This is a genomic window from Kitasatospora sp. NPDC004240 (genome assembly GCF_053603215.1).
The window spans coordinates 36,376-52,840 of record NZ_JBSGFD010000016.1 but is presented as its reverse complement, the minus strand read 5'-3'; the positions used below and the strand labels follow the sequence as shown (position 1 = coordinate 52,840).

At 74.6% G+C, this 16,465-nt stretch carries 16 protein-coding genes; 1 reads left to right on the top strand and 15 read right to left on the bottom strand.

Annotated elements, in window-relative coordinates:
* Positions 1-12: 12 nt before the first annotated feature.
* The 13 genes from hypF to ACWEQL_RS07080 form a co-directional block, all read right to left on the bottom strand.
* Positions 13-2,376: a carbamoyltransferase HypF gene (hypF, locus tag ACWEQL_RS07140; RefSeq protein ID WP_452149174.1), complete on the bottom strand. Its 2,364-nt coding sequence runs from the start codon at positions 2,374-2,376 to the stop codon at positions 13-15.
* Positions 2,373-3,158: a hydrogenase nickel incorporation protein HypB gene (gene hypB / locus ACWEQL_RS07135; protein WP_452149173.1), complete on the bottom strand. Its 786-nt coding sequence runs from the start codon at positions 3,156-3,158 to the stop codon at positions 2,373-2,375. The genes hypF and hypB overlap by 4 nt, the downstream gene beginning before the upstream one ends.
* A gap of 6 nt (positions 3,159-3,164) precedes the next feature.
* Positions 3,165-3,545, bottom strand: a complete 381-nt coding sequence (gene hypA / locus ACWEQL_RS07130; RefSeq protein WP_452149172.1) for a hydrogenase maturation nickel metallochaperone HypA — start codon at positions 3,543-3,545, stop codon at positions 3,165-3,167.
* A 135-nt stretch (positions 3,546-3,680) separates the two neighbouring features.
* Entirely contained in the window at positions 3,681-3,785 is a 105-nt protein-coding gene (locus ACWEQL_RS07125; protein WP_452149171.1) for a DUF6893 family small protein, read from the bottom strand.
* Positions 3,779-4,303 carry a hydrogenase maturation protease gene (locus tag ACWEQL_RS07120; protein WP_452149170.1) on the bottom strand — a complete coding sequence of 175 codons (525 nt, stop codon included), beginning with the start codon at positions 4,301-4,303 and terminating at the stop codon, positions 3,779-3,781. The genes ACWEQL_RS07125 and ACWEQL_RS07120 overlap by 7 nt, the downstream gene beginning before the upstream one ends.
* On the bottom strand, positions 4,300-5,664 hold the full coding sequence (locus ACWEQL_RS07115; RefSeq protein WP_452149169.1) for a hypothetical protein: 1,365 nt from the start codon (positions 5,662-5,664) through the stop codon (positions 4,300-4,302). The genes ACWEQL_RS07120 and ACWEQL_RS07115 overlap by 4 nt, the downstream gene beginning before the upstream one ends.
* Positions 5,661-6,305 carry a DUF6084 family protein gene (locus tag ACWEQL_RS07110; protein ID WP_452149168.1) on the bottom strand — a complete coding sequence of 215 codons (645 nt, stop codon included), beginning with the start codon at positions 6,303-6,305 and terminating at the stop codon, positions 5,661-5,663. The genes ACWEQL_RS07115 and ACWEQL_RS07110 overlap by 4 nt, the downstream gene beginning before the upstream one ends.
* Entirely contained in the window at positions 6,302-6,949 is a 648-nt protein-coding gene (locus ACWEQL_RS07105) for a DUF5947 family protein (RefSeq protein ID WP_452149167.1), read from the bottom strand. The genes ACWEQL_RS07110 and ACWEQL_RS07105 overlap by 4 nt, the downstream gene beginning before the upstream one ends.
* A complete protein-coding gene (locus tag ACWEQL_RS07100; RefSeq protein ID WP_452149166.1) occupies positions 6,946-7,413 on the bottom strand; it encodes a thioredoxin in 468 nt (155 codons plus the stop codon). The genes ACWEQL_RS07105 and ACWEQL_RS07100 overlap by 4 nt, the downstream gene beginning before the upstream one ends.
* Positions 7,410-9,197: a nickel-dependent hydrogenase large subunit gene (locus tag ACWEQL_RS07095; protein ID WP_452149165.1), complete on the bottom strand. Its 1,788-nt coding sequence runs from the start codon at positions 9,195-9,197 to the stop codon at positions 7,410-7,412. Before ACWEQL_RS07095 ends, ACWEQL_RS07100 begins: the two co-directional genes overlap by 4 nt.
* A gap of 82 nt (positions 9,198-9,279) precedes the next feature.
* Positions 9,280-10,338: an NADH-quinone oxidoreductase subunit B family protein gene (locus ACWEQL_RS07090; RefSeq protein ID WP_452149164.1), complete on the bottom strand. Its 1,059-nt coding sequence runs from the start codon at positions 10,336-10,338 to the stop codon at positions 9,280-9,282.
* Positions 10,339-10,470: 132 nt separating this feature from the next.
* A complete protein-coding gene (locus ACWEQL_RS07085; protein ID WP_452149163.1) occupies positions 10,471-12,165 on the bottom strand; it encodes a hydrogenase maturation protein in 1,695 nt (564 codons plus the stop codon).
* A 149-nt stretch (positions 12,166-12,314) separates the two neighbouring features.
* Positions 12,315-13,190: an MBL fold metallo-hydrolase gene (locus tag ACWEQL_RS07080; protein ID WP_452149162.1), complete on the bottom strand. Its 876-nt coding sequence runs from the start codon at positions 13,188-13,190 to the stop codon at positions 12,315-12,317.
* Between the two features lie 171 nt (positions 13,191-13,361).
* Between ACWEQL_RS07080 and ACWEQL_RS07075 the strand changes: the two genes are divergently transcribed.
* Positions 13,362-14,417, top strand: a complete 1,056-nt coding sequence (locus tag ACWEQL_RS07075) for an AraC family transcriptional regulator (protein WP_452149161.1) — start codon at positions 13,362-13,364, stop codon at positions 14,415-14,417.
* Positions 14,418-14,462: 45 nt separating this feature from the next.
* On the opposite strand, the gene ACWEQL_RS07070 is transcribed toward ACWEQL_RS07075, so the two are convergent.
* Both ACWEQL_RS07070 and ACWEQL_RS07065 read right to left on the bottom strand, forming a co-directional pair.
* On the bottom strand, positions 14,463-15,179 hold the full coding sequence (locus tag ACWEQL_RS07070) for a response regulator (RefSeq protein ID WP_452149160.1): 717 nt from the start codon (positions 15,177-15,179) through the stop codon (positions 14,463-14,465).
* Positions 15,169-16,449, bottom strand: coding sequence for a sensor histidine kinase (locus ACWEQL_RS07065; protein WP_452149194.1), 1,281 nt, complete (start codon positions 16,447-16,449; stop codon positions 15,169-15,171). The genes ACWEQL_RS07070 and ACWEQL_RS07065 overlap by 11 nt, the downstream gene beginning before the upstream one ends.
* Positions 16,450-16,465 lie beyond the last annotated feature (16 nt).

Here is a 16,465-nt window from a genome sequence, read left to right as displayed (position 1 = left end):
CGCTCTCTCCTCTCAACCGGCGCCCGGGCCGCCGGCCCGGGCGGCCACCATCAGCTGGCCGAGCGCCAGTCCGCCGTCGTTGGGGGGCACCCGGCGGTGCCGCAGCACGGTGAAGCCGTCCGCCCTCAGCCGCCCCGAACAGTCCGAGGAGAGCAGCGCGTTGGCGAAGACCCCTCCGCTCAGGGCGACCGTCTCCGACCCGCACTCCTCACGGGCGGCCCGGCACAGCGCGTGGACCAGCCCGGCCACCGCGTCGTGGAAGCGGGCCGCGATCAGGCCAGCCGCCGCGCCGGCGGCGAGGTCGGCGATCACCGCGGCCAGGAGCGGCCCGGGATCGCCGATCAACTCCTCGCCGTCCCTGCGCAGGTGGAAGGCGTATCCGTCGGCCGGACCGTGCGTCAGCGCCGCGGCCTCCAGCTCGATGGCCGCCTGCGCCTCGTACTCGGCCCGCTGGCAGATCCCGGCCAGCGAGGACACCGCGTCGAACAGCCGGCCCATGCTCGATGTCGGCACACAGTTCAGTGAGCGCTCCAACTGCCGGGCCAGCAGCGGCGGTTCGCCGTCCGCGCAGGCCCGCAGCGGCGGCATCCCGGCCGCCCAGGGGATGCCGGCCGCCCACAGGTGGGCCAGCGCCATCCGGTAGGGCCGCTCCACCGCGGCGTCGCCGCCCGGCAGCGGGACGTAGCCGAGGTGCCCGTACCGGCGGTAGCCGGCGTAGTCGGCGAGCAGCACCTCGCCGCCCCACACCGCGCCGTCGTCGCCGTAGCCGGTGCCGTCGAAGGCCACCCCGATGACGGGACGGCTGCCGTCGAGCCCGTGCTCGGCCATGACGGAGGCGATGTGCGCGTGGTGGTGCTGGACCGGCCGCAGCTCCTCCCGGGGGCGGGAGTACCGGGCGTGCCGGGCGGACCGGTAGCCGGGGTGGCGGTCGACCGCCAGTACCTCGGGGCGGACCCCGGTGACCGCCTCCAGGTGCGCCACCGCGCGGTCGAAGGCCTCCAGCGTGGCCAGGTCGTCCATGTCCCCGATGTGACCGGAGAGCCAGGCGTAGCCGTCACGGGCCAGGGCGAAGGTGTTCTTGAGGTCCCCGCCGACGGCGAGCACCGGCCGGACGGGCACGGGGAGCGGCAGCGGCAGCGGCGCGTGGCCGCGGGAGCGGCGGACCGGCAGCTGCTCGCCGTCCACCACCCGCACCACCGAGTCCTCGCACGGGACGTGGATGGTCCGGTCGTGCGTCAGCCAGGCGTCGACCAGCGGGGCGAGCCGGGCGAAGGCGTCCCGGTCGTCGGTCACGATGGGCTCGCCGGAGAGGTTGGCGCTGGTCATCACCAGCAGCCCGGGGCCGGGCGGCGCGAGCAGCAGGTGGTGCAGCGGGGTGTACGGCAGCATCACGCCGAGGTCGGGGCTGCGCGGCGCCACGGCCTCCAGGGCGGGCAGCGGCCGGCCCGAGCGGCGGAGCAGCACGATCGGGCGGGCCGGGCCGGTGAGCAGTTCCTCCTCGACCGGCCCGGTCCGGACCAGTCCGGCGATCTCCCCGAGGTCGCGGGCCATCAGGGCGAAGGGCTTGGCACCGCGCCGCTTGCGCCTGCGCAGCCGGCTGACGGCCTCCTCGTTCAGCGCGTCGCAGGCCAGGTGGTACCCGCCGATGCCCTTGACGGCCAGGATCGCCCCCTCGCGCAGCAGCCCGCGGGCCCGGTCGAGGGCGGCCTCGCGTTCCAGCCTCGGCCGGCCCGGTACGGCGAGGGCGAGCCGGGGGCCGCAGGCGTGGCAGCCGATCGGCTGGGCGTGGAAGCGGCGGTCGGCGGGATCGGTGTACTCGCGGGCGCAGTCCGGGCACATCGGGAAGCCGGCCATGGTGGTGTTGGCCCGGTCGTAGGGCAGGGCGGTGACGATGGTGTGGCGCGGTCCGCAGTTGGTGCAGCTGATGAACGGGTGCCGGTGGCGGCGGTCGCCGGGGTCGGCGAGTTCGGCGAGGCAGTCGGCGCAGGTGGCGGTGTCCGGCGGCACCAGGGCCAGGCGGGGGCCGTCGTCCCGGGACGGGGTGATGGCGAAGCCGGGGGCGCCGGTGGGGGTGAGCGGCGTGTGGTCGACGGAGTCGACCCGGGCCAGCGGCGGTGCGTCGCCGGCGACGCGTCGGCAGAACGCCTCCACGGCCTCCCCCGGGCCCTCGACCTCGGCCAGGACCCCTTGGCCGGTGTTGGTGACGGTGCCGGCGAGGCCGAGTTCGGCGGCGAGGGAGTGGACGAAGGGCCGGAAGCCGACGCCCTGGACGACCCCGCGGACGGCCACCCTGCGCCGCTGCGGGCCGGCCTGCGCCTGGTCGGCCCGGTCCTGGTCGACCTGGGCCTGGCCGAGCCGTGCCTGACCGGCCGTCACGACCGTTCCACCGCCGCGTCCTGGAGATGCTCATGCGGGTGGCCGTGGCCGTGGCTGTGGCCGTGCCCGTGACCGTGGCTGTGTCCGTGCCCCGGCGCCCCCGCCATCACCGGCCGGTGGACCTCCGCGCCGTCCAGCACCGCGCACGCCCGGTCGAGCAGTTCGCCCAGCCCCTGACCGCTGCGGGCCGAGGTGAACACCACCTCGACCCCCGGGTTGACCCGCGCGACGCTCGCCAGGAACGCGGCCTCGTCGAACTCCACCGCCGCCGCCAGGTCGGCCTTGGTCACCAGCACCAGGTTGGCCAGACCGAAGGCCGTCGGGTACTTGAGCGGCTTGTCCTCCCCCTCGGTGACCGAGGCGAGCACCACCCGCAGCGACTCGCCGAGGTCGTACGAGGCCGGGCAGACCAGGTTGCCGACGTTCTCCACGAACAGCAGCCGGGTACCCGGCGGGAGCCAGCCGTCCAGCTCGGCGGCGAGCATCGCCGTCTCCAGGTGGCACAGCCCGTCGGTGAGCACCTGCTTGACCGGTGCGCCGGAACGGGCGAGGCGGGTCGCGTCGTTCTCCGTCGCGAGGTCCGCGGTGAGCGCCGCGACGGGGATGCCGCGGTCGCGGGCAAGGCCGAGTTCGGCCTCCAGCAGCGCGGTCTTGCCGCTGCCCGGGCTGGAGAGCAGGTTCACGGCGACGGTGCCCTGGGCGGCGAGCCGGGCGCGTAGTTCACGGGCGCCGTCGTCGTTGCGGGCGAGGACCGCCTGCCGGAGTTCGACCGTGCGACACATGGGGGTTCAGCCTTCCTGTCCGGCCGCGGCGCCGGCGGGGCGTTCGGCCCACTCGACGCCGAGGATCTGCAGCTCGCGGCCCGCCAGCAGTTCGACCCGGCCGCCGTCGCAGCGCGGGCAGCCCAGGTCGGGTGGCATGCCGACGGCCCATTCGACCTCGCACGGCAGGCATCTGGCGCGGGCCGGGACCGCCTCGGTCTCCAGCACCGCGCCCTCCACCAGGGTTCCGGCGCAGGCCAGTTCGAAGCAGAAGTCGAGGGCCGAGGGCACCACCCCGGCGAGTTCGCCGACCTGCAGGCGCACCCGCGCGACGGCGTCCGCCCCGTGCTCGCGGGCCGCCGCGTCCACCTGTTCGACGACTGCGGTCGCGATCGACATCTCGTGCATCGGGCCCCGTTCCCGCCGCTGGAGGCAACAGGTTTCATTACAGGCCGCGGCGGCGGCAGCGGCCCGCAGCCGCGCCGCCGCCGCACCGGCGTCTACGCCGTTCGCAGCAATCCGCCGCGCCCGGCCGTCCGCCGGTCACATCCGGCGGATGCGCAGATAGCGCTTCAGCTCGTCCAGGTTCTGCCAGACCAGCGCCGCGACCACGGCCACCACGGCCACGCCGAACAGGTTCTTCACCATGTCGTTGCCTCTCTCTCCGCTTGCACGTCCGCACCGACGGTCCGCAGGACCACCCGCACCGCCTCCTCGACGGCGGCGGCCACCGGTGCGCTCAGTCCGATCCCCTCCTCCAGCGACGCCGGCTCGCACCCGACCACGAGGATCCGCTCGGGCGGACGGCCGTCCGTGCCGGCGGCCAGCGTGCCGAGCAGGGCGAGCACGGCGTCCGGTCCCATCCGGTGCCCGTCCAGGACGGGCACCCCGACCGGGCCGGGTGCCTCGACCGGGCCGGCGTCGGGCTCGATCAGGTAGACCGTGCCCGGCTCGCCGCCCCGGGCGGTGGCGTCGACGAGGAGCAACATTCGGTAGCCGTCGAGGAGTTGGTACGCCAGGTGGACCCCGCGCACCCCGACGTCGACCAGCTCGACGTCCGGCGGCAGCGGGTGCTCCCGCAGCCGTCGGACGGTCTCCACGCCGAAGCCGTCGTCGCCGAGGAAGACGTTGCCGACCCCGGCGACCAGCACCCGTCCCGTCGTCACGGCCCCTCCAGCGGGGTGATCTCGTCCGGCTGGAAGTAGCGGTAGCGGCCCTGGGCCCGCCACAGGTCCGCGCCCGGGTCGTCCTCCAGTGTCACCGCCAGGTGCACCGAGCCGTCGACGTCGTGCAGCACGGCCTCGACCACGGCGGTCCGGCCGTCCAGGAAGAGGTCCTGGGCGTCGGTGCGCCGCCGGCCGGGCCGCAGCACGACCCGGCTGCCGGCGCCCACCTGGTGGCCGCCGACCTGGACGCGGTCCCGCGCGGGGTCGACCCCGGGGTCGTCGCCCGGGTCCCACCAGGGCTGGTCGGGCGCGTTCCCGGTGATCTCGCGCAGGCCGCGGACGGCGCCGTGCAGCCGCTCCAGTACCTCGGGGGGCATCGAGTCGGCGAGGTCGATCACCGCGCCGGCCCGCTCGTCGGTGCCCCGGGCCTCGCGCTTCTCGCGGTCGGTGAGGGCCGCGGTCCGCATCGCGAGGATCTCGTCGATCTCGGTGGCGTCGTAGAGCGCGCCGAGGCTCTCGGGGGCGATGCTCGGGTGGTCCTCCAGGATGATCGGCGAGGAGAGCAGCACCTGGCCGCGGCCGGGCGGGCCGGCGAGGACCGGCCAGGTGTGCTCGTTGCGGCATTGCCCGACGGCGGCCCGGGCCCATTCGGGCGGGTCGGTCACCGAGAGGAAGGAGCCGCGTTCCAGCCCCAGCAGCAGATGCGCCGAGACCAGCGAGCGCGGCAGCGCCTCCTCCCGCCGCTCGTCCGGCCGGGGCGTCCAGTCGCCGGTGTTCTCCACCACGGCGGTCAGCCGCCGTGCCGCGTACGGCCCGGGGACGTCGGCCGCGGTCAGCCGCAGGAGGCCGTCGATCCGCTCGCGCCGGCGCAGCAGCCGGCCGAGGGTGGCGCCGCCCTCGCGGAGCAGCTCCGTCTCCGTGCAGGCCGGCAGCCGGAACGGCCGTACGACCTCGCCGGCGGCCAACTCCTCCACGGGCACGAGGAGTTCGACCCGTTCCTCGACGCCCTCGTCCCACGGGACGAGGACCTTGTCGGCGAGTTCGAGCTCGTCGACCGTCTCGAACCCTCCGGTGGGCGTGGCGCGTTGGACGGTGCGCCGGCGGGCCCGCAGGAAGCGCAGCTCGACGGCCAGCCGGTCGCCGGGGCGCGGTTCCATCAGGCATTCGGTGCGCTGGTGGGAGTGCTCGCCGCTGTCCGTTCCGTAGCCGGGCGGGACGAGGACGCCGAACTGCCAGCGCAGCCGGTTCTTGGCCGCCGAGGCCCGGTACGGGTAGAGCACGTACCCCTCGAAGAGGACGGCGTCGGCGATCTGCCGGGCGTGGGCGAAGCGGCCCTCGATCCCGTCCGGGAAGGCGGTCACCGGGCCACCTCCTCGGCCCGGACGCCGTTCAGCAGGTCGCGTACGGTGGCCTCCCAGGACGGCAGGGCGCGGCGCGAGCGGTGGGCGAGCAGCGCGTCCATCAGGTCCTCGGGCAGCCGCAGCCAGCCGCAGCCGGGGAAGTGCCGGTCGATCGCCTCCCGCCAGACCCGTACGGGCATCCGCACCGCGGCCTCGCGGTCCCAGGGCACCGGGGTGACCTGGAAGCCGCCGGGGCCGGTGAAGGCGGTGCCGGAGAACAGCAGCAGCAGAGGGACGTCGCCGCCGTCCAGGGCCCTGAGGTAGCGGGCCGCGGCCACGTCCATGTCGTAGGTGCACGGGACGGGCAGTTCCACCTCGGTCTCGCCGGTGAAGCCGGGCACCATCAGCGGCACCTGGGCGAACTGGACGGGGTGGAGGGTGCCGCCCCAGCGCGAGCGCTCGCCGAACAGGTCGGTCAGCCGCTCGCCCTCGGCCTCGCCGTACGGGCGCCGCGCGGGCTCGATGCGCAGCTGGCAGCGCAGGGCCAGGGCGTGGACGCGGACGTCGGCGGGGGCGGTGACGCGCAGCCGCAGGAGCAGGGTCGGCCCGGCCGCGTGCTCGGCGGCGCGGACGTCGACGCAGGAGAAGTTGAGTTCGGTCACCGGGCGTCGTCCTCTCGCAGGGGCCGGGCCCGTTCGGCGAGGCGGGCGAAGAAGGCGTCGAGTTCGGCACGGGCCTCGGCGCCGCCGTCGAAGCCCTTCCAGCAGCGCCGCAGCCGGCCGACCAGTTCGTAGCAGACGTCGATCGGCACCAGCCTGCAGTGCACCTCGCCGTCGGTGCGGCGCAGCAGCAGCGCCTCGACGTCGGGTTCCAGGGCGGCGGCCAGCCGGCTGCCGCCGAGCGCGGCCTGCCAGGCGGCCTCGTCGGGTTCGCTCTCGGTGGCCCCGCCGGGGCCCGGGTAGAGCAGCACGAGCCGCTGCTGGCGGCTGTTGCGGAACAGGAAGGCGGCGGCGACCGGGATGCCGAGGGCCGTCCAGGCGTCCTCGCCGATCGGGTGGTCCGGGTCCACCAGGTGGCGGTCGGGGACGCTGCGGTAGCGTCCGCCGGCCGCGCCGGGCCGCTGGAAGAGCAGCCCGCAGGCGGTGCAGACGCAGGTGAGGGCCTGTTCCTCGGTGTCCACCAGGTGCCGGTGGGCCTCGGGGACGCGCTGGCCGCAGAAGGCGCAGCGTTCGGGCCTCGGTGGTGCGGGCTCGCGCAGCCGCCGCAGCAGGGCCGTGCCGGGCCGGTCGATCCGCGGGGTGCTCACCGCGCCTCCGCCGGGGTGGCCGGGCGGGTGCCGATCTGCAGGAGCTGCGGCGCCCGCTCCAGGACGACGGCGGTGACCTCGGGTGCGTGGGTGGCGAGCGCGGCCTCGACGTCCCGCTCGCCGCAGCCGCAGCCGGCGCGGGTCCGGCGCAGCCGTACGGTGCCGGTCGCGGGGTCGTGGCCGAGCAGCTCGACCGGTTCGGGCAGCGAGGCGAGGGCGCGGGCGATCCGGGTGGCGGTGTCCTCGGGGTGCAGGTCGTGCAGGACCAGCAGTCCGGCCACCTCGGGGTCGTCCAGCAGGGCGGTGAGGGCGGGCGGCGGCAGCGCCCGGACCAGCCGGGCGAGGCCGTCGGCGTGGAACTCCAGGAGGGCGCGGGCCAGTTGCTCGCCGGCCTCGCGCGCGCCGTCGTCGGCGAGCCGGTCCAGGGCCTCCTGGATCCGCAGGCCGGTCTGCTCCGGCGTCATGCGGTGAGCCCGCTGAGGCCGGTGGGCACGTGCATCTTCTGCACGGTCTTCCCGCCGCCCACGTACATGTGGACGCCGCAGGGCAGGCAGGGGTCGAAGCTACGCACGGCCCGCATGATGTCGATGCCCTTGAAGTTCTCCGGGGAGTTCTCCTCGAAGATCGGCGTGTTCTGCACGGCGTCCTCGTACGGCCCGGGGGTGCCGTAGCTGTCGCGGACGCTGGCGTTCCACGGGGTCGGCGGGTACGGGTGGTAGTTGGCAATCTTGCCGTCGCGGATCACCATGTGGTGCGACAGCACGCCGCGCACGGCCTCGGTGAAACCGCAGCCGATGGACTCGTCCGGCACCTCGAAGCGCTCCCAGGTCTGGCTGCGCCCGGCCCGGACCTCCTCCAGGGCCTTCTCCGCGAAGTGCAGGGCCGCCGCGGCCGCGTACGCCTGGAAGTAGGTGCGGGCGCGGTTGCGTTCGATGGCGTTGCTCCACTGCGGGATCTTCCACTCGAAGGTGACCTCGGGCTTGGTCATCGAGCGGGGCAGGTTGATCACCACGCTGTGGCCGGTGGCCTTGACGTAGCCGATGTCGACCAGGCCGGAGAGCGCGGTGGACCAGAGGCGGGCGATCGGGCCGCCGCCGGTGTCGAGGGCGAGGTGCTCCTTGCCGTCGAACCAGCGCGGGGACATCACCCAGCTGTACTTGTCGTCGAAGTCCCGCTTCTGGGGCTGCGGGATGGTGTGCTGGTTCCACGGGTGGCGGGGGTCGACCGGGTTGCCGAGCGGGTCGTGGGTGACGAAGAGTTCCTTGCCCTGCCAGTCCTCGTAGTAGGAGCTGCCGAGCAGGATCCGGATGCCGAGGTTGATCTCGGTGAGGTCGTTGGTGACCAGCTTGCCGTCCACGACCACTCCCGGGGTGACGAACATCCGCCGTCCCCAGTCGGTCATGTTGCGGTAGGTGAAGTCGCAGTGGTCGGGGTCGTTGAGGCTGCCCCAGCAGCCGAGCAGGACGCGGCGGCGGCCGACCTCCTCGTAGCCGGGCAGCGCCTGGTAGAAGAAGTCGAAGAGGTCGTCGTGGAGCGGCACGACCTTCTTCATGAACTCCACGTAGCGCATCAGCCGGGTGAGGTAGTCGGTGAACAGCTGGACGGTGGCCACCGTGCCGACGCCGCCCGGGTAGAGCGTGGAGGGGTGCACGTGGCGGCCCTCCATCAGGCAGAACATCTCCCGGGTGTAGCGGCTGACCTGGAGGGCCTCGCGGTAGAACTCGCCCTCGATCGGGTTGAGCGAGCGCATGATGTCGGCGATGGTCCGGTAGCCGTGCTCGCCGGCGTGCGGGGCCTCGGTGCGTTCGGCCATCTCCAGGACGCCGGGGTTGGTCTCGCGGACCATCTTCTCGCAGTAGTCGACCCCGACCAGGTTCTCCTGGAAGATGTTGTGGTCGAACATGTACTCGGCGGCCTCGCCGAGGTTGATGATCCACTCACCGAGGTGCGGGGGCTTCACGCCGTACGCCATGTTCTGGGTGTAGACCGAACAGGTGGCGTGGTTGTCGCCGCAGATGCCGCAGATCCGGCTGGTGATGAAGTGCGCGTCGCGCGGGTCCTTGCCCCGCATGAAGACGCTGTAACCGCGGAAGACCGAGGAGGTGCTGTAGCACTCCGCGACCCTCTTCTGCTTGAAGTCGATCTTCGTGTGGATGCCGAGGCTGCCCACGATCCGGGTGATCGGGTCCCAGGACATCTCCACCAGGCCGCTGCCGTCACCGGCCGCCTTGGTCGTCGGTACCGCCATCGTGTCTGTCGTGCCCTTCTGGAAGCGGGTGGGGAGTTGGGCCGGACGGGCCGCCGCGCACGGGACGCGGCGGCCCTCCGGGTCACCAGGGAGCGCGGTAGCCGGTCGTCAGCCTGCGCCCGGCGTGGCGCCACTTGGGTTCCTTGTCGACGGTCTTGAGGGTGATCGCGCGCAGTCGCCGGATCACCGAGCCGTACACCGAGCTGGCCGCCGTCGAGACCGTGGAGCCCGGCGGAGCGTCCATGAACGGCATGAACTTGTCGGGGAAGCCCGGCATCGTGCAGGCGATGCAGATGCCGCCGACGTTCGGGCAGCCGCCGATGCCGTTGATCCAGCCGCGCTTGGCGACGTTGCACTTGACGACCGGACCCCAGCAGCCGAGCCGCACCAGGCACTCGGGCGTGCCGTAGTCGGTGGCGAACTGGCCCTGCTCGTAGTAGCCGCCGCGGTCGCAGCCCTCGTGCACGGTGGCGCCGAACAGCCACGCCGGGCGCAGCTTGTCGTCCAGCGGGATCATCGGTGCGGAGCCGGCCAGCTGGTAGAGCAGGTACGTCAGGGTCTCGGAGAAGTTGTCGGGCTGGATGGGGCAGCCGGGCACGCAGACGATCGGCAGGCCGGCCTTGGACTTCCAGCCCCACCCGAGGTAGTCGGGCACGCCCATGGCGCCGGTCGGGTTGCCGGCCATGGCGTGGATGCCGCCGTACGTGGCGCAGGTGCCGATGGCGACCACCGCCGTGGCCTTGGGGGCGAGGCGGTCCAGCCACTCACTGGTGGTGATCGGCTGGCCGGTCAGCGGGTCGTCGCCGAAGCCGCACCAGTAGCCCTCCTCCTTGATCTTCTCGTTCGGGATGGAGCCCTCGACGACCAGGACGAACGGGTCGAGCTCGCCGCGGTCCGCCTTGAAGAACCACTCCACGAAGTTGTCCGCGCCCTGCACCGGACCGCACTCGAAGTCGATCAGCGGCCAGTGGACGGCGATCTTCGGCAGGCCCGGCAGGGCGCCGGTGACGATCTCCTCGATGCTCGGCTGCATGGCGGCGGTCAGGGAGACCGAGTCGCCGTCGCAGCTCAGGCCCGCGTTGATCCAGAGAATGTGCACCACGTCGGTGTCGGTGGCGCTCGTTGCTGCTTCAGCACCCATGAGGATGCCTCCTCGGAACTGGGAGCCGGACACAATGGCTCGAAACAGTCATAACAGCGGTTCGCCCGGCCCGCCGGTCCGCAGAGCCGGGCGGTACGGCCGGACGGACGCAAGCCGGGTGGGCCGTCCGGGTCACCCCGCCGCCGGGGCGGGGGACGGTGTTGACGGCAGCTTCCGTACGAAGGCGGCGCGCAGCGCGTGGTACGGGGACTCGGGGGTGAAGAACTGGTGGTGCATCACGGCCAGTTCCTCGGCGCGGTGGTCGGCGAGCGGCCGGACGGCCTCGTCGGCCTCGCGGGCGGCCTTCTTCGCGACGATCCGGCCCTGGACGGTGGGCGAGTCGGCGGTCAGCCGGGCCAGGCGGGCGGCCTCCCGGCCGAACTCCCCCGGGGCGCACGGCAGGACCTGGTCGACCAGCCCGGTCCGCAGCGCGACGGCGGCCGTCACCGGGAGCGCCTGCTCGGTGAACCGCCGTGCCCGGGCCTCGCCGACCCGGCGCGGCAGGGTGTACGTCCAGTACTCCGAGCCGTACAGGCCCATCAGCCGGTAGTGCGGGTTGAGCACCGTGCCCCGGCGGCACCAGACCTCGTCGGAGGCCAGCGCGAGCATCGCCCCGCCCGCGGCGGCGTTCCCGCCGAGGGCCGCGACGACCAGGCGGTCGGTGGTGGTGAGGACGGCCTCGACCAGGTCGTCCATGGCGTTGATGTTGGCCCAGGACTCGGCGGCCGGGTCGGCGGCGGCCTCGATGACGTTCAGGTGGATGCCGTTGGAGAAGAAGTCGCGGCCGCCGCCCAGCAGCAGCACCGAGGTGGGCCGGGTGAGGGCGAAGCGGTAGGCGTCGAGCAGGCGGCGGCAGTGGCCGGTGCTCATCGCGCCGCCGGGGAAGGCGAAGCGCAGCAGGCCGACCGGGCCGTCCTCGCGGTAGCGGATGTCCGACCAGACCGGGTCGTCGGCCGCGGGCATCAGCGGCGCCGGTACCTCCGGCAGGTCGGGCAGCGCGTCGCCGAGGGCGGTGACGGCCGGCAGCTTGAACGTCGTGGGGCCGTCCGGGTGGCGGCGCCGGCGCAGCTCGGGGATCCACACGGCGCCGTCGCGGGTCGCCCGGCAGAGCGCGCCGGCCCGGGTGGCCAGCGGTTCGCCGGGCCGTCCGCGCAGCCGGTGCTCGGGGTGGCCGCCGTGCAGGAACCATTCGGCGCCCAGCAGTTCGTCCAGCACCCCGGGCTGGGAGTCGGCGGCCCGCAGCTTGCGCAGCACGGTGTCGGTGTCGTCGCGGGCCCAGTCGATCCGTCGCACAGCCTGGCGCAGGTACGGCCGGGTGTGCTCCGGTGCCCACCGGTCGGGGCCGTTCTGCGGGCGCGGGACGTACGTGCCGGAGGCGAAGCGCTCCACGGCGCGCAGCACCGCCGCGACCGCGGCGTCGGAGACCTCGCCCCGGTACAGGTCGCTCTTGGCGACGGGCGGCAGCGCGCACGGCGCCGTGGCCCAGACGGGCCCGGCGTCCATCTCCTCCTCCGCCTGGAGCACCGTCACCCCCCAGTCGGCCACGCCCTCGTGGATCGCCCAGTCGAGGGAGGACGGCCCCCGGTCGCCGGGCGGGCCGGGGTGCACGATCAGGCAGGTGACGGTGGACCAGACGTCCCGCGGCAGGGCCGCCCTGAGCATCGGCGCGATCACCAGCTCGGGCGCGCTCCGCCGTACCGCCGTCCGGAGCGCCTCGTCGTCGCCGGTGGCGAGGTGGAGCTCCACGGTGTGCCGCAGATCGCGCAGCTCGGCGTGGACCCGCTGGGTGAGGCTGTTGTACGCGCTCGCGACGAGCAGGATCCGCATGTGCGCCTCCGGCGGTGTGGCCCCCCGTGAACCCGGCGATCATCCCCCGCCCCGCCCCGGGGCCCGCCGCACCGCGCCGTCCGTTCACCCGGGCGGAGTCCGGGCCGGCGCGGCGCGCGTACGGCTGCCCGGGATGCCCGTCCGCCGGGTCAGGCCGTCCAGCGGGAGACCTCGAAGGCCGGGCCGGTGCGGCGGACCTCCAGGGCGCCGGAGCCGCCGAAGTGGGCCGGGACCAGCAGTTCGCGCCGGTCGGCGGCCTGCTCCAGGACTCGCCGGCGGGTGGCGGCGGCCTGCGCCGGGTCCTCGCAGAAGCAGCTGTTGCACGACGGGTGGAGCAGCTGGACCGGGGAGTGCAGCAGGTCGCCGACGAAGACGGCCCGTTCGCCGCGCGACTCCAGCCGCAGCACGGCGGAGCCGGGGGTGTGGCCGGGCGCGGCCTCCAGGGTGAGGGCGTCGTCGATGCGGTGGGCGCCCTCCCAGAGCCGGGCCCGTCCGGCCCGCAGCACCGGCAGGACGCTGTCGGCGAACATCAGGTGCCGGTTGTCCCCGGGGTCGGTGACGGCCTCCAGGCGGGCGTGGTCGGCGGCCGGCAGCAGGTACTCGGCGTTGGGGAAGAACGGCTCCCAGGTGCCGTCCCGGTCCACGGTGTTCCAGCCGATGTGATCGCTGTGCAGATGGGTGTTGACCACCACGTCGACGTCCTCCGGCTTGATGCCGGCGGCGGCGAGGTGGGCCGGGAAGTCGCTCGGCCGGCGGTGGAACTGCGGGGTGCCGGGGCGCTCGCGGTCGGCGCCCACCCCGGTGTCGACCAGCACCGTACGGCCGCCGTGGCGGATCACCCAGCTCTGCAGGGCCACCTTGTAGGCGCCGGTCTCCGGGTCGTAGTGGTCGGGCGCCAGCCAGGACGCGTTCTCCTGCCAGACGTCCTCCGCCACCCCCGGCACGACGTCCCGGGCCGCGGCGAACGGCCCCTGCCACTCCCGCACCCTGATGATCTCGGCCTCGCCGAGCACGATCCGCTCCATGGTGTCCTCCCCTGTCGTGGCGCGGCGGTCCGCCGGTCCATGCCGCCGGTCCGGCCCGCCGCCCTGATGTCATCGAGCCTAGGCGGCAGGTGCTGAGCGGATCGATACGGGATCGGCTCTCTTTGATACGTGATCAGCTCACGGTGGATCCGTCAGGGCTAGGATGACCGCATGGACGTGGTCAGCGACGCGATCGCCGCCGTACGGATCGGACGCCCCTCCTGCAACCGGCTGCGGGTGGCGGGCCCGTGGTCCGCCCGGATCCCCCCGTACGACGGGGCGGGCTTCCACGTGGTGCTGGAGGGCGGCTGCTGGCTGCTGCCCGACGGAGGGTCTCCGGTGGCGCTCAGCCCGGGCGACGCGGTGCTGCTGCCGCACGGCACCGGCCAGGTGATCGCCGGTGAGCCGCTGGACGCCGAACGGGCCGCGCGCGCACCGGAGATCACCCGGGTGCTCGCCGCCGGGCGGCCCCTGCCCTCCCCCGTGCCGGCCGCCGACGCGGCCGAACCCGGCGGCCCCGCCACCGAGTTGCTGTGCGGCAAGTACCGGCTCGACCACAGCCGCGTCCACCCGCTGATGCGTGAGCTGCCGGACGTCGTCCACCTGCCGAACCGGCTCGGCGGCGACCGCCAACTGCGGGCCGCCGTCGACCTGCTGGGCACCGAGCTGGCCTGCCGGGGGGCGGGCGCGGCGCTGGCCGTGCCCAGCCTGGTCGACCTGCTGCTGGTGTACATGGTGCGCACCTGGCTCGACCGGCAGGCCACCGCCGAGGCCTCCGCGGCCGACCCCTCGGGGGCGCCGCACCCGGCCGCCGACCGGGCGGCCCGCTGGCCCGTCGCGCTCGGCGACCCGGTGGTGGCCGCCGCGCTGCACGCCCTGCACGAGGAACCGGCCCGCGCCTGGAACGCCGACGGCCTCGCCGCGGCCGCCGGCGTCTCCCGCGCCACCCTCACCCGGCGCTTCACCACCCTGGTCGGCCAGCCGCCGATGGCGTACCTGACCTGGTGGCGGATGAACCGCGCCGCCACCCTGCTGCGCGGGACGGACCGGCCGCTGGAGTCGATCGCCCGCCAGGTCGGCTACAGCACGCCCTACGCGCTGTCGCACGCCTTCAACCGCCACTTCGGCACCACACCCGGCCGCTACCGCACCCGGGTGCTGGACGGCGGCGGGGCCGGCTCCGCCACGGAGCCCGCCGAGCCGATCGGTCTTCCGGCCGGGGCGTGACGTTCGGTTCACCAGGTGCCTCGGGCGCCCGGGCAGGGCTGGGTGTCAGCCGAGGATGCGCCGCTCGTAGGCCTGGGCCACCGCGGCGGCCCGGTCGGACGCGCCCAACTTGGCGTAGATGTGGGTGAGATGGGTCTTGACGGTGGCCTCGCTGATGAACAGGACCCGGGCGATCTCCCGGTTGGAGGTACCCCTGGCCACCAGGGCCAGCACCTCGCGTTCCCGTGCCGACAGCAGCCCGTCCGGCAGCGCGCGATCCGACGGTGCGCGATCCGACGGTGCGCGGTCCGACGGCGGGCCGGACGGCGGTTCGCCGGCCGGCGGGGAGGCCGGGGACCTCACCGCGGCGACCAGGCGGGAGGCGACCGCCGGGGAGAGCACGGTGCGCCCCTGGACGGCGGCCCGGACCGCGGTGAACAGCTCCTCGCGCGGCGCGTCCTTCAGCAGGTAGCCGGTGGCGCCCGCCTCGATCGCGGGGAGGGTGTCGGCGTCCGTGTCGTAGGTCGTGAGGACCAGCACCCGGGAGCGGACGCCCCGGCGGGTGAGCTCGGTGATCGCCTCGACCCCTCCGCCGCCCGGCATCCGCAGGTCCATCAGGACCACGTCCGGGTCGAGCGCCGCGACCGAGGCCAGCGCCTCGGGGCCGCTCGCCGCCTCGCCCAGCACCCGGAACCCCGGGTCGGCGGCGAACATGCCGCGCAGGCCGTTCCGGACGACCGGGTGGTCGTCCACCAGCAGGAGGGTGATCACGTCAGTACTCATGGCGCACCAACGGTACGCGGGCCGAGACCGCCGTCCCGAGGCCGGGCTCGGACTCCACCGTGACCGAGCCCGCGATGCGCTCGGCCCGGGTGCGCATGCCGGTCAGGCCGAATCCGCCCGCTCCGGTGCGGTCCGCCGGGTCGGCCGGCGCGAGCGGGTCGAAGCCGCGGCCGTCGTCCCGGACGTCCAGCACCACCTCGTCGTCGATGAAGGAGAGCGTGACGCCGAGCCTGGTGGCCCCCGCGTGCCGGGCGGTGTTGGCCAACGCCTCCTGGGCGATCCTCAACAGGGTGGTGGCGATCTCCCCGTGCAGCCGCTCGACGACGCCGGTGACGGTGAACTCGGCCCGCACGCCGGTCCGTTCCCGCCAGTCGGCGACCGCCTTGCGGAGCGCCTCGGGCAGCGTGTCGTGCTCCAGGGCGGCCGGTGAGAGGTCGCGGACCGAGCGGCGGGCCTCACCCAGGCCGTACCGGGCGAGGTCGGCCGCGCGGTCGAGGTGCGCGCGGGCCGCGGCCGCGTCGGGCGTGATGGCGGCCGCCTGGAGCTGGGTGACGATGCCGGCCAGGCCCTGCGCGATGGTGTCGTGGATCTCCGCGGCCATCCGGGCCCGCTCGTCGGCGACCCCGGCCTCCCGTGCCTGGACCAGGAGTTGGGCGTGCAGGGCGGCGTTCTCGGCGAGTGCCTGCTCCAACGCCGCGTTGGCACGGGCGAGTTCCTCGATCGCGGCGGCCTGCACCCGCGAACGGTCGGCCTCCTGGGCGGTCAGCCGGCTCACCACGACGAGCAGCACCAGATGGACGGCCAGCACCCCGGCGAAGGCGACCCACCCGGCCGTCCCCCGGGGCGGCACCCCGCCGGACTGGGCACCCGCCAGGATCACGGCGGTGGCGACCAGACCGGGCCAGCGCAGCCGGCGCGGCAACAGCCGCTCGGCGTCGAAGTAGCCGGCCACCGCGTAGGTGGTGAAGAACGGGTTCTGCCAGGAGAGCGCGAGGGCGAGCGCCAGACGGAGGGCGAAGTAGCAGGTGCTGCGCGCGGACGGGCCGACGGGGAGGGCACCCTCACCGGGGCGGCCCCGGGCCGCCCGGGCCCACCAGATCTGGAGCAGCAGCGCGAGGCCGACCAGCACCGCGGCGAGCGCCCACTGCCCCTGGTCCGTGCCGAGCGGCGGCGAGGTCGCCGCGGAGACCGCCAGGCCGGCGCCGAGCAGCGCGAACGGGCCCCAACGGTGGAACAGCGACCACCGTCGTTCCACGGCGGCGTAGGCCATGCCGGCGTCGGCGGCG